Origin of the sequence: Flavonifractor plautii ATCC 29863, assembly GCF_000239295.1 — a bacterium.
Classification (GTDB): Bacteria; Bacillota; Clostridia; order Oscillospirales; family Oscillospiraceae; genus Flavonifractor; species Flavonifractor plautii.
The window spans coordinates 1-13538 of sequence record NZ_JH417758.1; the positions used below are offsets into that span (position 1 = coordinate 1).

Annotated in this window: 11 protein-coding genes and 2 tRNA genes; 8 read left to right on the top strand and 5 right to left on the bottom strand. The window is 62.8% G+C overall.

Annotated elements, in window-relative coordinates; translation table 11 throughout:
- Positions 1-81: 81 nt before the first annotated feature.
- Complete coding sequence (locus tag HMPREF0372_RS08995; protein WP_007491186.1) at positions 82-399, bottom strand: winged helix-turn-helix transcriptional regulator; 318 nt, start codon at positions 397-399, stop codon at positions 82-84.
- A 121-nt stretch (positions 400-520) separates the two neighbouring features.
- Between HMPREF0372_RS08995 and HMPREF0372_RS09000 the strand changes: the two genes are divergently transcribed.
- Positions 521-1069, top strand: a complete 549-nt coding sequence (locus HMPREF0372_RS09000; RefSeq protein WP_007491188.1) for a nitroreductase family protein — start codon at positions 521-523, stop codon at positions 1067-1069.
- A 48-nt stretch (positions 1070-1117) separates the two neighbouring features.
- Here HMPREF0372_RS09000 and HMPREF0372_RS09005 read toward each other — a convergent pair whose 3' ends face one another.
- Positions 1118-2050, bottom strand: a complete 933-nt coding sequence (locus HMPREF0372_RS09005; RefSeq protein ID WP_007491193.1) for an SPFH domain-containing protein — start codon at positions 2048-2050, stop codon at positions 1118-1120.
- Positions 2051-2086: 36 nt separating this feature from the next.
- Complete coding sequence (locus HMPREF0372_RS09010) at positions 2087-2542, bottom strand: NfeD family protein (protein ID WP_007491195.1); 456 nt, start codon at positions 2540-2542, stop codon at positions 2087-2089.
- A gap of 137 nt (positions 2543-2679) precedes the next feature.
- Here HMPREF0372_RS09010 and HMPREF0372_RS09015 point away from each other — a divergent pair, with 137 nt between their 5' ends.
- The 5 genes from HMPREF0372_RS09015 to groL all read left to right on the top strand — a co-directional run bounded on the left by HMPREF0372_RS09015 (position 2680) and on the right by groL (position 8371).
- Positions 2680-3804: a THUMP domain-containing class I SAM-dependent RNA methyltransferase gene (locus tag HMPREF0372_RS09015; protein ID WP_007491198.1), complete on the top strand. Its 1125-nt coding sequence runs from the start codon at positions 2680-2682 to the stop codon at positions 3802-3804.
- Positions 3805-3819: 15 nt separating this feature from the next.
- Positions 3820-4974 (top strand): WG repeat-containing protein, encoded by a 1155-nt coding sequence (locus tag HMPREF0372_RS09020; protein ID WP_007491200.1) that lies wholly within the window; start codon positions 3820-3822, stop codon positions 4972-4974.
- Positions 4975-4990: 16 nt separating this feature from the next.
- Entirely contained in the window at positions 4991-5929 is a 939-nt protein-coding gene (locus HMPREF0372_RS09025; protein ID WP_007491201.1) for a diacylglycerol/lipid kinase family protein, read from the top strand.
- Between the two features lie 230 nt (positions 5930-6159).
- Positions 6160-6444 (top strand): co-chaperone GroES, encoded by a 285-nt coding sequence (locus HMPREF0372_RS09030; RefSeq protein WP_009261453.1) that lies wholly within the window; start codon positions 6160-6162, stop codon positions 6442-6444.
- 298 nt (positions 6445-6742) lie between these two features.
- On the top strand, positions 6743-8371 hold the full coding sequence (gene groL / locus HMPREF0372_RS09035; protein WP_007491205.1) for a chaperonin GroEL: 1629 nt from the start codon (positions 6743-6745) through the stop codon (positions 8369-8371).
- Between the two features lie 175 nt (positions 8372-8546).
- Here groL and HMPREF0372_RS09040 read toward each other — a convergent pair whose 3' ends face one another.
- Positions 8547-11672, bottom strand: a complete 3126-nt coding sequence (locus HMPREF0372_RS09040) for an alpha/beta fold hydrolase (protein ID WP_039997061.1) — start codon at positions 11670-11672, stop codon at positions 8547-8549.
- Between the two features lie 170 nt (positions 11673-11842).
- Positions 11843-12964 (bottom strand): peptide chain release factor 2, encoded by a 1122-nt coding sequence (prfB, locus tag HMPREF0372_RS09045; RefSeq protein WP_007491210.1) that lies wholly within the window; start codon positions 12962-12964, stop codon positions 11843-11845.
- A 376-nt stretch (positions 12965-13340) separates the two neighbouring features.
- On the opposite strand from prfB, the gene HMPREF0372_RS09050 reads away from it, so the two are divergent.
- Positions 13341-13427, top strand: a tRNA-Leu gene (locus HMPREF0372_RS09050).
- A gap of 3 nt (positions 13428-13430) precedes the next feature.
- Positions 13431-13507: transfer RNA gene (locus tag HMPREF0372_RS09055), tRNA-Met, on the top strand.
- Positions 13508-13538 lie beyond the last annotated feature (31 nt).

Here is a 13538-nt window from a genome sequence, read left to right on the forward strand (position 1 = left end):
CGTGTCTATGACGGCGAGGAGCACTGGATGTAAGCGGGAAATGGCAAGGCCCCCGGAACCAATCGGTTCCGGGGGCCTTATTCAGCCGGCCTGGATTGCCTCATAGGCCTGCATGCCCCACTCGCCCAGGGCGCGCAGATAGGGGTCAATGGACCGCCCCAGCGCCGTCAGAGAGTACTCTACCCGGGGCGGAATTTCGGGATACTGCTCCCGGTGGACCAGCCTGGCTCGCTCCAACTCCTCCAGGGACTTGGAGAGCATGACGCTGGAGATACCCTCCAGCCGCCGTTGGAGTTCGTTAAAGCGGATTACCTCCTGCTGGTTGAGCTCCCACAGGATGCACAGCTTCCACTTGCCGCTTACCAGCCCCAGGGCAAATTTGACCGGACAGCCCTCCATGGTGTTGCCTCCCCACTAAGTATTTTCTTACCGGCTAAAGAAAAATTGCGTACTTGTACTTTTTTCGCCGCTGTCTATAATGATACCAACAAGGGCCAGAAAAGGAAAGGGGTATTTTAAAATGGAAATACAGCAGGCGATTGAGCTCCGGCGGAGCATCCGTGCCTACGGAGACCGGCCGGTGGAGCGGGAGAAGCTGGAGGCTGTGCTCCGGGCGGGCAACCAGGCCCCCATCTTCGGCCGGCTCCACATGAGCGTCTTTGCGGGGCCGGAGCAGCTCCAAGCGGTGGACGCGGCGGCGGTGGCGGGCATGGCCCGCTCCGGCGTGCCCTTCCTGGAGAACCTGGCCGCCCAGGAGGGCTATCACCCTCTCTACGGCGCGGCGGCCCTGGTGGTGCTCTCCGCCCCCGGCGGCCTGGATGAGAAGGGCTTCAACATGGCCAATGTATCCTGCGCGGCGGAGAACATGCTGCTGGCCGCCGCCGGGCTGGGACTGGGCTCCTGCTTTCTGATGGGGCCCATGGCCGCCTTCTCCGACCCGGCGCTGCGGGCCCGGCTGGAGCTGCCCGAGGGCTACGAGCCCCTGGTAGGGGTGGCCCTGGGCTACGCCGCTCTGGAGCACCCCGCCGCCCCGGAGCGGACGGATGCCGGTATCACCTGGTGCAGATAAGCAAAGCGGAGGCCGCCCTCTCGGGCGGCCTCCGCTTTATTCGCTGCTTTATTTGCTTTCAGCGGGGGGCTTGGGCTTGTTGGGCTCCACCGAGTCGAACACGGCCTTGGCGGAGGCGCACAGGCCCGCCAGGCCCTGGATCTCGGAGGGGATAATGATCTTGGTGGCCTTGCCGTCAGCGGCGGCCTGGAAAGCCTCCAGGGCCTTGATGCGCAGCACCGCCTCCCTGGGATCGGCCTCGTTGAGCAGCTTGATGGCCTCGGCGGTGGCCTGCTGGACCTTGAGGATGGCCTCGGCCTCGCCCTCGGCCTTCTTGATGGCGGCCTGCTTGGCGGCGTCGGCCCGGAGAATCATGGACTCCTTCTCGCCCTCGGCCACCAGGATCTGGCTCTGGCGCTGGCCCTCGGCCCGGAGCACCGCCTCGCGCTTCTCCCGCTCGGCCTTCATCTGCTTCTCCATGGCGCTCTGTATGTCCGGAGGGGGCTGAATGTTCTTGACCTCTACCCGGTTGACCTTGATGCCCCAGGGGTCGGTGGCCTCGTCCAGCAGGGCGCGCATCTGGGAGTTGATGGTGTCGCGGCTGGTGAGGGTCTGCTCCAGATCCATGTCGCCGATGATGTTGCGCATGGTGGTGACGCTCAGGTTCTCAATGGCAGACATGGGCCGCTCCACCCCGTAGGCGTAGAGCTTAGGGTCGGTGATCTGGAAGTAGAGCACCGTGTCGATCTGCATGGTGACGTTGTCCTTGGTGATGACGGGCTGGGGCGGGAAGTCCACCACCTGCTCCTTGAGGGAAACCACCTTTGCCACCCGCTCCAGGAACGGAACCTTGAAGTGGATGCCCACGCCCCAGACGGAGTGGAAGGCGCCCAGCCGCTCGATGACGTAGGCCTTGGACTGCTGCACCACCTTCAGGTTTGTGGCCAGCACCAGAATGAGCACGACGACCAGGATAATGATGATAATGGGGATAAACGGCATGCGGGATTCCTCCTTTTTCTCTTCCTCGGTTTGGAATTACCGTCCCGGCGTAGGGACGGGCAGGGGGGACACGATGACCTTGACGCCCTCGATGCGGAGTACCCTGACCCGGGAGCCGGCGGGGATGGCGGGGCAGCCCTCCTCGGTGCGGGCGGTCCAGGGGGCGCCGTTCACGGTGATCTGGCCCTGGGCCTTCAGGTTGTCGATGGCCTGGGTGACCACACCTTCGGCGCCGACGACCCGGTCGGCGTTGGTACTCTCCCGGCGGGGATCGGCGTACTTCCTGGCCAGGGGGCGGATGATGACCAGACACAGGAAGGACACCGCCAGGAACACAGCAAACTGCACCCAGATGTTGCTCACAAAGAAGGATGTGAGCAGGGCGCACAGGGAGCCTACCGCGAACCACAGGGAAACCAGCCCCACCGTGGCGGCCTCCAGCGCCAGAAGGGCGACGAGGGCGGCGAGCCAGCAGATGCTTGGTATGGGCATGGGCACTCCTCCTTTCGAAATACTACTGCTATCCTAGCACAACTCGGAGAAAAAGGGAAGCAAATTCGCTTTCCAGATTTGCCAAGCAGAGAAAAATAAGGTATACTGCTGTCTGAGAACGAGAACGGAGCGAGGCGATGGACATGAGAGAGCTGGAATTGCTGGTCCCCACCCTGTTCGGGCTGGAGGGGCTGTGCGCCGAAGAGCTGCGGCGGCTGAAGCTGCCGGAGGTGGCGGCGGAGAACGGGCGGGTGCGGTGCAAGGCCGCCCCGGCGGATATCCCACGGGTGAACCTGAACCTGCGCACCGGCGAGCGGGTGCTGCTGGTGGTGGGCCGCTACCGGGCCGCCGACTTCGAGGCGCTGTTTGAGGGCTGCCGCGCCTTGCCCTGGGAGGAATTTATCCCCCGGGAGGGGGCCTTCCCGGTGAAGGGGCACTCCCTCAACTCCCAGCTCCACGCGGTGCCCGCCTGCCAGGCCGTGCTGAAAAAGGCGGCCGCTGCCCGGCTGGGGGAGAAGTACGGGCTGGAAACCCTGCCGGAGAGCGGGGCGCTGTATCAGATCCAGTTCTCCATCATGCGGGACGAGGTCACCCTGATGCTGGACACCACCGGGGCCGGGCTCCACAAGCGGGGCTACCGGGCGGTGGGGGTGGCCGCCCCCCTGCGGGAGACGCTGGCCGCCGCCATGGTGCTCCTCTCCCGCTACCGGGGGAGGGACCCCTTCTGCGACCCCTTCTGCGGCTCGGGCACCATCGCCATCGAGGCGGCCCTCATCGCCAAAAACCGGGCGCCGGGCCTCAACCGGGCCTTTTCCGCCCAGAAGTGGCGTTGGCTGGACAGCGGGCTGTGGCTCCAGGCCGCCGACGAGGCCATGGACGGCGAGTACGACGGGGCATACGACATCTGGGGCGGGGACATCGACCCCAAGGCGGTGGCCATCGCCCGGGCCAACGCGGAGAAGGCGGATGTGGAGGACGCGGTGCGCTTCGAGGTGGCGGACGCCGCCGCCTTCCGCCGGGACGCGCCCTATGGCCGGGTGGTCACCAACCCGCCCTATGGGGAGCGCATCCTGGAGAAGCGGGAGGCGGAGGAGCTTTACCGGGCTTTCGGCCGGGCGGTGTGCACGCTGCCGGAGGGGTGGCGGGTGAGCGTGCTCTCCTCCCACACGGAGTTCGAGCGCACCTTTGGCCGTACCGCAGACAAGAAGCGTAAGCTGTATAACGGCATGCTCAAGTGCGACCTGTTCCAGTACGGAAGATAGGAGGAGGGGATTGATATGAGGCGAGGAAAGGGAAAGCGCGCCCTGGCGGGGCTGCTGGCCGCGGCCCTGTGCGCGGGATTGTTTTTCCTCCCGGCCTCCGCCGCGCCGGAGGGGGCCACGGTATGGGGCTACAGCGAGGGGCTGGCCCAGTGCGAGCTGGCCGGAAAGTGGGGCTATGTGGACGCTGGCCGGAATGTGGTCATCCCTCTCCAGTACGACAGCATCGTGTCCTTCCAGCTCGGCATCGCGGCGGTCAACCTCAACGGCAAGCTCGGGGTGATCCGGCAGGATGGGCGGTATCTCATCCAGCCGGAGTACGACACCCTTCTCCCCATTGACTGCGGGCTCTATATCGCCCAAAAGGGGGGCGGCTGGGGCGTGGTCAGTATACTCCCCTTCCCGGACGGGGCGGGGAGCACCACCAATGTGCTCTATGAGCTGAGCTATGACCAGGTCCAGGTGGCCGAGCAGGGCGGAACTCAGGTGCTCACCCTCACCAAAGGGAGCACCGTCACCAAAATCCCGGTCTATGACCTGCCCGGCATCCTGGCGGCCAAGGGGGTGCCCTCCGCCAAGTTCCCCCTCACCCGGGGCAAGTTGCCCTCCTTCTCCGATGTGTCCCCCCGGGACTGGTTCGCCCTCTGGGTGGACATCGCCTACAATGTGGGGCTCACCTCCGGCGTGGGGAAGAACCGTTATGCGCCCAATCAGACCTTGACCGTGGCGGAGGCCCTCAAGCTGGCGGCCACGATTGAGAGCCGCTACCAGGGGGACGACTTTCATCTGAGCACCGAAGGCGGACCGTACTGGTATGTGCCGGCGGTAGATTACTGCCTGGCCAGCGGCATGATTCAAAAGGGGGACTTTACCGAGCGGGATTACGGACGGGCTGTCACCCGGCGGGAGGCGGCGGAGCTCTTTGCCGCCACCAGTCTGGCCAAGGCCATGCCGGAACTCAACTCTCTGGCCCGGGTGAAGGCGTCGGTGCCCGACATCCGCAGCGGCGATGAGGGGGCGGAGGCCATCTACAGCCTCTACGCCAAGGGAATCCTGTCCGGGGTGGACAGCCGGCTGACCTTCCAGCCGGAGGGCACCTTCACCCGGGCGGAGGCGGCAGCCATTGTCTCCCGCATGGCCCGCACCGAGCAGCGCCTGCTCCTGTGGAGCTGACCAACGGATAAGGAGGATGGGCCCTGTGAGGCACCTGTTCTTAATCAACCCCCATGCGGGAAAATACGACCGCACCCAGGAGATGCGGGAGAAGCTCCGCACTGCCTTGGCCGGGCGAGACGAGCCATGGGAGGCGGCGGTCACCCAATACCCCGGCCACGGGGCCGAGCTGGCCCGGGCGGCGGCGGAGAGGGGGGAGCCGGTGCGCATCTATGCCTGCGGCGGCGACGGCACCCTTAACGAGGCTGTTGCCGGAGCCGCAGGCTTCGGCAACGCCGCTGTGACCCACTACCCCATGGGTTCGGGCAACGATTTTCTGCGGATGTTCGGCCCGGATGCCTGCCGCTTTTACGATCTCCGGGCTCTGCTGGACGCGCCCCAGGCGCCGGTGGATCTCATTGAGTGCAACGGGCGGCTGGCCCTCAATGTCTGCTCGGTGGGGTTCGACGCCCGCATCGGTTTTGGTGCGGCAGACTTCAAGAAGCTGCCCCTGGTGAGCGGGCCGCTGGCCTACCAGCTCTCCGCCGTGCGCACCATTGTCCAGGGGATTCACCGGCCTTACCGGGTGACCATCGACGGGGAGCGCCTGCCGGGGGAGGCGTTTACCCTCATTTGCGCCTGCAACGGCCGCTACTATGGCGGGGGCTTTAACCCCTGCCCCGACGCCGTGCCCGACGACGGCCTGCTGGACTTTGTAGTGGTGCCGGCTGTCTCCAGGCTGACCATTCTGACGCTGATCGGCAAGTACGCCAAGGGGGGCGCCGGGGATATCCCGCGGATCCTTCTGCGCCGCGGCCGGGAGATGCACGTCGCCTGTGAGCGGGCCGACCGGATCAATTTGGACGGTGAGGAGATGGTGGATTCTGAGCTCTCTGTCCGTGTGTCTGCTAAAAAAGTAAACTTTTTCTTTCCAGAAGGAACCCATTGGATTCCGGAGAAACGGGTGCGAAATTAGAAAACAGAAGAGAGCGGGAGAAAAAAGAAGATCTGAACAGGTTTTGAATGTTAAATTGAAATAGGAACCGCGCGGAATGGAAATTTAACAGATTATTTAAAAATTAAGACTTGCGGAATCCATCAAGTGAGGTTATTATTATAAGCAGGTTAGCACTCCGGTAAAATGAGTGCTAATCTGCTGAATTGGTTTACAAGAAAAATGAATGATACATGAAGGAGGAACCCCTTATGAAACTCAAGCCCCTTGCAGACCGTGTGGTTATCAAGCTGGTCGAAGCGGAGGAGAAGACCAAGAGCGGCATCATCCTGACCGGCGCCGCCAAAGAGAAGCCCGAGGTGGCCGAGGTCATCGAGGTCGGCCCCGGCGGCGTGGTGGACGGCAAGGAGATCACCATGACCGTCAAGAAGGGCGACAAGGTCATCACCAGCAAGTACTCCGGCACCGAGGTCAAGGTGGACGGCGAGGAGTACACTATCGTCCGTCAGGGCGACATTCTGGCGATCGTAGAATAACCCAGCGGAACGGCGAGATAAGCCGTCCACCTGGGGCCCCGCCTGGGGCGGGGCGGCGCGATAAGCGCCGGAGGCCGACGGAATTCATTTCCGGCGGTCGCAGATGAAATCCCCGGGGGTCCCCGCGAAATTCTGTTTCGCGGGGCGGACGGCGAGGAGTACACTATCGTCCGTCAGGGCGACATCCTCGCCATTGTGGAGTAATTTTCCGTGTAGGGGCGCACAGTGTGCGCCCGCTCTCTGGAACAAGAAATCTTCCGGGTGAGCTCCACCCGACTCAATTTGGAGGTAATACGTTATGGCTAAAATTATCTGCTACGGCGAGGAAGCCCGTCACGCGCTGGAGCGCGGCGTCAACCAGCTCGCCGATACCGTGAAGATCACCATGGGTCCCAAGGGCCGCAATGTGGTGCTGGACAAGAAGTTCGGTGCCCCCCTGATCACCAACGACGGCGTGACCATCGCCAAGGAGATTGAGCTGGACGACCCGTTTGAGAACATGGGCGCTCAACTGGTGAAGGAGGTCTCCACCAAGACCAACGATGTGGCCGGCGACGGCACCACCACCGCAACCCTGCTGGCCCAGGCCATCATCCGCGAGGGTCTGAAGAACCTGGCCGCCGGCGCCAACCCCATGGTCATGAAGAAGGGCATCGCCAAGGCCACCACCGCCGCGGTGGAGGCCATTAAGGCCAACTCCAAGAAGGTCAACGGCTCCGCCGACATTGCCCGCGTGGGCACCGTGTCCTCCAGCGACGAGACCGTGGGCAAGCTGATCGCCGAGGCCATGGAGAAGGTCTCCCACGACGGCGTCATCACCGTGGAGGAGTCCAAGACCGCCGAGACCTATTCCGAGGTGGTTGAGGGCATGCAGTTTGACCGGGGCTATATCACCCCCTATATGGTCACCGACACTGAGAAGATGGAGGCCGTTCTGGACGACGCCCTGATTCTCATTACCGACAAGAAGATCTCCAACATTCAGGAGCTGCTGCCCATCCTGGAGCAGGTGGTGCAGTCCGGCAAGAAGCTGCTGGTCATCGCTGAGGACGTGGAGGGCGAGGCCCTGTCCACCCTGATTGTCAACAAGCTGCGCGGCACCCTGAATGTGGTGTGCGTCAAGGCCCCCGGCTTTGGCGACCGCCGCAAGGAGATGCTGGAGGATATCGCCGTGCTGACCGGCGGCACCGTCATCACCTCCGACATGGGCTATGAGCTCAAGGAGGCCACCATGGACATGCTGGGCCGCGCCCGCCAGGTGAAGGTCTCCAAGGAGAACACCATCATCGTGGACGGCGCCGGCTCGGCCGACGCCATCAAGGCCCGTGTCAACCAGATCAAGAGCCAGATCGAGACCACCACCTCCGACTACGACCGCGAGAAGCTCCAGGAGCGCCTGGCCAAGATGGCCGGCGGCGTGGCGATCATCCGTGTGGGCGCCGCCACCGAGGTAGAGATGAAGGAGAAGAAGCTCCGCATCGAGGACGCCCTGAACGCTACCCGCGCCGCTGTGGAAGAGGGCATCGTGGCCGGCGGCGGCACCGCCTATGTCAACGCCATCGCCTCCGTGGAGAAGCTGCTGGCCGAGACCGAGGGCGACGAGAAGACCGGTGTGTCCATCATTGCCAAGGCCCTGACCGAGCCCATGCGCCAGATTGCCACCAACGCCGGCATCGACGGCTCCGTGGTGCTGGAGAATGTGAAGAAGGCCGACAAGGTGGGCTACGGCTTCGATGCCTATAATGAGACCTATGTGGACATGATCTCCGCTGGTATCGTCGATCCCACCAAGGTGACCCGCTCCGCTCTGGAGAATGCGGCCTCCATCGCCGCCACCCTGCTGACCACCGAGTCCCTGGTGGCCGACAAGCCCCAGCCCCCCGCTCCGGCTGCTCCGGCTGCCCCCGATATGGGCGGCATGTACTGAGCCAGAGAGAAAAAAGGCCCGGAACCGATTTGGTTCCGGGCCTTTTTGCAGGGCTGTGGCCTGTCGACGGGGCTAAAAAGAGCTGCTGCTTCCGGCATACGGAAAAGCAAGAAATACGAAGGCACCCCCGGAGCCGTTGGACTCCGGGGGTGCCTGGTGTGTAGGGGGAGATCAATCAGGCCGCGGCCTGGGCGGCAGCGGGGATCAACTGCGCCTGGAAGAAAGCGGCGGTGGCGTCCACCGTCTGATAGAGGGCAGTGAAATCGCCAGAGAACACGTTGTAGGTGTGGTCGCAGTTATCCACCAGCAGCAACTGGCTGTCGGCGTTAGCGGCGGCCTTCACAATCTTCTCGGCGTTATCGGGGGTGACGGTAGTATCGTCCTTGCCGTTGATGGCCAGAATGGGGGCCTTGATGTCAGCAGTTACCTTCAGAATGTTGGTTTCGGCCACCTCCTGGAACCAGCGCTCACCCAGCTCCAAGGGCTCCCGCCAGTCAAAGGTCATCGTATAAAAGCCCTCTTTTTTGGCCTGGGCATAGGCATCCTCAAAGCTGGTACCCGCAAACAGGGAGGCGCCGTTCAGCTCCAGGGCGCCGGACCAGGTGACAACAGCCTGGAAGGTGCCGGGGTGGGCCTCTGCGGCCAGCAGGGCGTCGGTTCCGCCCTGGCTCCAGCCCATGACGCCCAGGTTCCCGCCGTCCACAGTCTCCAGGCCGGCCAGGTAGTCCGCGGCGGCCTTGGCGTCAATGACGGCGGAGGTGTAGTTGTAATCCCGGTAGCTGGCGGTGGAGTCGCCGTTTCCCATGAAGTCGATGCGCAGGGTGGCGATGCCGTCGGCGGCCATACGGGGGGCGGCCAGGGCGTAACCCATGCCGGCTTCGTCCCGGTTGGAGCCGGTGCCGTGGAGCATCACCACGCCGGGGACCTTCGCGTCCTTGGAGGCGGAGACGGGCAGGGTCAGGGTGGCGGGAATCTCATGGGCAGGGATCCCGTCCTGGGCGGCTACAGGGATGGAAACCACGGTCTCCACATAGGTGGGCTTGAGGACGCTGAAGTTCTTGAGCACCTGGGCAAACTCAGCGCGGGTGAGCTGGCCGTTGGGGTTCAGATTGCCCTTCTGGTCACCGGTCATCACCTTGCCATAATAGCAGAAGGTCATGCCCTCCAGATCGGCGGCGGGGATGGAGTCGTAGTCGGGAGCCTCCTTCATAGCCATGCCGGAGGTGTCCACGGTAATACCCTTGTAGGAGGCGTAATCGGCGATAATAGTGGCGATACCGGAACGGGTGATTACGGTGTCGGTGCCGTACTCAGTGCCCTCAAACAGGCCGGCGGAGGCGGCCCAGTTAATGGCGTTGGCGTACCACTTGCCCTCGGTGCCGGTCACAGTGGTCTTTTCAACCGCGGGCTTACCCTCCATGTTATAGAGGGTCTGGTACACGGTGGCGCGGGTGACGGTGCCGGTGGGCTCAAAGCCCTTGTTGGTGCCGTTCATGATGCCATTGTCCAAAGCATACACGGCGGCGTTGTAGTACCAGGAGCCGGTCTCCAGATCGGCGGGATAGTTGGCGGGCTCGTCCACAATGGTGATGCGGCCGGCGGGCTCGCCGTACTGCCCGGCGGTGATGGTGCCGTCCAGCTCCTCAGTGGTGTAGTTGATCAGGGCGTCCTCCAGGGACACGCCAACATCCTTCCAGCCGCCGGCGATCTTGAACACGCCGTAGGTGTCGCCGCCCTTGGCGGTGAAGTCGTTGGTGGCGATGGTGTAGGTGGCGGCGGGATCAAAGGCCTTGCCGTTCACCGTGGAGATGGTGACGCGGCTGCCGGGATTGGCAGGAGCGTAGTAGGTAGAGTTGGCGTATTGAGTGCCGTTCACATAGGGAACGCCGGTGTTGAGGGTGAACTCAATGCCGGACACCTGGGGGAAGGCGCCGATGGCCTCGGGGGTGGTGCAGGTAGCGGCCTCCAGGGCCTCCAGAAGCTGGGCGCCGGTCACGTCGATGGTGGCCACGGTGTTGCCGAAGGGGAAGACGGCCAGCAGGCTCTTCTTGGAAATGTCGCCCTTGGCCAGAGCCTCGCGGATGCCGCCGCCGTTGGTCAGCGCGGCGTCCACGTTCTCCTCGCCCAGAGTCTGGCGGGCCTGCCACAGGATGGCGTCGGCGGCAAAGTCGCCCAGGTTGGTCTCAGTGGTGCGGACGCCCTCGCCCTCGGGGAAGGTCATCTCGGCCTTGGTAACAGGATCGGTGGCCGCACCGCCGGAGCGGGAGCCGTTCAGATCCACCTCGGTGGTGGCGATCTTCTCGCCGTAGACCTTATCAACGGCGGTGTTGCGGTCGTCCACCAGCTTGGCCACATCGGCGTCGGTCTTGGTGTAGGAGGCGGCGGGAACCAGCTCGTCGGTCAGGGTGCCGGTCTCCTGATCGTAGATCACCACGCCCACGTTGGCCAGAGCGGTGCCGGTGGAGACGATCTTGGCGCCGTTGACCACGTTGGTGTCGCCCACCTTGGCAATGATATCGGCAGTGGTGGAGTGGCTGTGGCCGTCGATGAACAGGTCAATGCCGTTCACGTGCTCACACACGTCGATGGAGCGGTTGCCGATGCTCTCGTCATCGATGCCCAGGTGGCCCAGGCAGACAATCAGATCGGCGCCGGCCTTGTTCAGCTCATCGACCTGAGCCTGGGCGACGGCGTACAGCTTGTCGGTCTGGGGGAAGGTGATGCCGGGCATCTTGGAGGCGTCGGCCTTGGTCAGGGTCTCGGGGGTGGCCAGGCCGAACACGCCCACCTTCACGCCGCCGATCTCAAAGATCTTGTTGGAATCGAAGACAGTCTTGCCGTCGGCCTCAGTGGTCATGTCGGCGCACAGGATGGGGAAGTCGGCATCCTTGGCCAGGGCCTTGAGGTTGTCGATGCCGAAGTCCAGCTCATGGTTGCCCACGGTCATGGCATCATAACCGGCGGCGTTCATGAACTCGATGGCGCTCTTGCCCTGGTCGGCGCTCACCAGGGGCTTGCCCATGATGGAGTCGCCGGCAGAGACCAGCAGCACATCGGCGCCGGCGGCCTCGAAGTCCTTCTTCAGCTGGGCCACACCGGCCATGCCGAAGGAAGCGCCCTCCTCGTCCAGATCCGCGCCGTGGGTGTCGTTGGTATGGAGAATAACAACCTTACCATCGACATCGGGAATGACATAGGGGGTTGCGGTTTCTTCCTCTGCGGCAAAGGCGGCCCCGAACAGGGAGCACACCATAGCCAGCACGAGGAACAGGGACAGGAATTTGCTTGCGGGTTTTCTCATAGAAAACATTCCACCTTTCCTCATTGCCTTTCCCTATGAAAGGCGTTTTTTGGGGCATCCTAATGGTAACAAACTGGAAACAAAAATACAAGGTGGCGGAGAAAAAAAGTGTGCAAAAAGCACACGAATCTTATGAGCCCGCTGCTCAAAAGATTCGTGTAGGAAATAATTTATTTTTCAGCCCAGTTGCCGGTGGCCTCCGCCTTCAGATAGGCGTTGATGAAGCCGTCCAGCTCACCGTCCATCACGGCGTTGATGTTGCTGGTCTCATAGCCGGTACGGTTGTCCTTTACCAACTGGTAGGGCATAAACACATAAGAACGGATCTGGCTGCCCCACTCGATCTTGAGCTGTACACCCTTGATGTCGGAGATCTTCTCCGCGTGGGCCTGCATCTGGAGTTCCACCAGCTTGGAGCGCAGCATCCGCATACAGGTGTCCCGGTTCTGAAACTGGCTGCGCTCGGTCTGACAGGAAACCACAATGCCGGTGGGCTTGTGGATCAGGCGGACAGCGGAAGAGGTCTTGTTGATGTGCTGGCCGCCGGCACCGGAGGAGCGGAACACCTGCATCTCGACATCCTCCGGGCGGATGTCCACCTCTACATCGTCGGGAATCTCCGGCATGACCTCCAGCGCGGCGAAGGAGGTCTGACGCCGGGCGTTGGCGTCAAAGGGGGAGACCCGGACCAGCCGGTGCACGCCGTGCTCACTCTTGAGGTGGCCGTAGGCATTCTCACCCTCGATGGAAATGGTGGCGCTCTTGAGGCCGGCCTCGTCGCCGTCCAGGTAGTCCAGCGTCTTGCACACGTAGCCGTGGCGCTCCGCCCAGCGGGTGTACATGCGGAAGAGCATCTGCGCCCAGTCCTGGGCCTCGGTGCCGCCCGCGCCGGCGTGAAAGGTGAGGATGGCATTGGAGCCGTCATACTCGCCGGTGAGCAGAGTGGACAGCTTGGCCTCCTCTATCTCGGCCTCCAGCTTGGCGAAGCCCTCCTCCACTTCGGGAACCAGAGTCTCGTCCTCGGCCTCGTTGCCCAACTCGCACAGGGTCATCAGGTCGTCCCACTGGGTCTTGCGCTTTTGCTGGCCCTCAATCTTGTCCCGTAGCTGCTTGACCCGCTGCTGCACCTTTTGGGCCTTCTCCAGGTTGTCCCAAAAGCCGTCGGAAGCGCTCTCCGACTCCAGCATCTCCACCTCCCGGATGGCCGTCTCCAGGCCCAAGGCCTGGTCCAGCTCGTCCAGCTCCGGGCGCAGATTGTTGAGCTTTACCTTGTATTCATCAAACTGAAGCATGTAAAACCACACTCATTTCCATAAAATAGCCCTCATATTATATCCAAAAGAGTGGAAATTGTAAAGAGAGTGGCAGGAAAAAACCGCCCGAGGGCGGGCGGTTTTATCGCTCACTGACCATCCAGCCGGGATCGGCGCGGAAAATCAGGTCATCTATGTCTTCTTTTGGCTCGGTGCGCAGAATGGTTTCGTCCTGCTGCGTGTGTTGCATGGGGATACCTCCTTCGTAAGTCGTGTACATATCAGTATATGCCGGAGGGAGGGAAAGATGTATACGATTCCTGTCGGGCGGCTTTTTAAAAATAGGGGTTGACAAGAGGCTTTGGCTGTGGTATTCTAATTAAGCACTCAAAAGCAAGAGACTGGAGCCCTCCACGCCGGAGTGGCGGAATTGGCAGACGCCCGGGACTTAAAATCCCGTGGGAGGAATCCCGTGCCGGTTCGACCCCGGTCTCCGGCACCATATCGCGGGGTAGAGCAGCTTGGTAGCTCGTCGGGCTCATAACCCGGAGGTCGGTGGTTCAAATCCATCCCCCGCAACCATAAAGCCACACCAATCTGGATATTTTAAGCG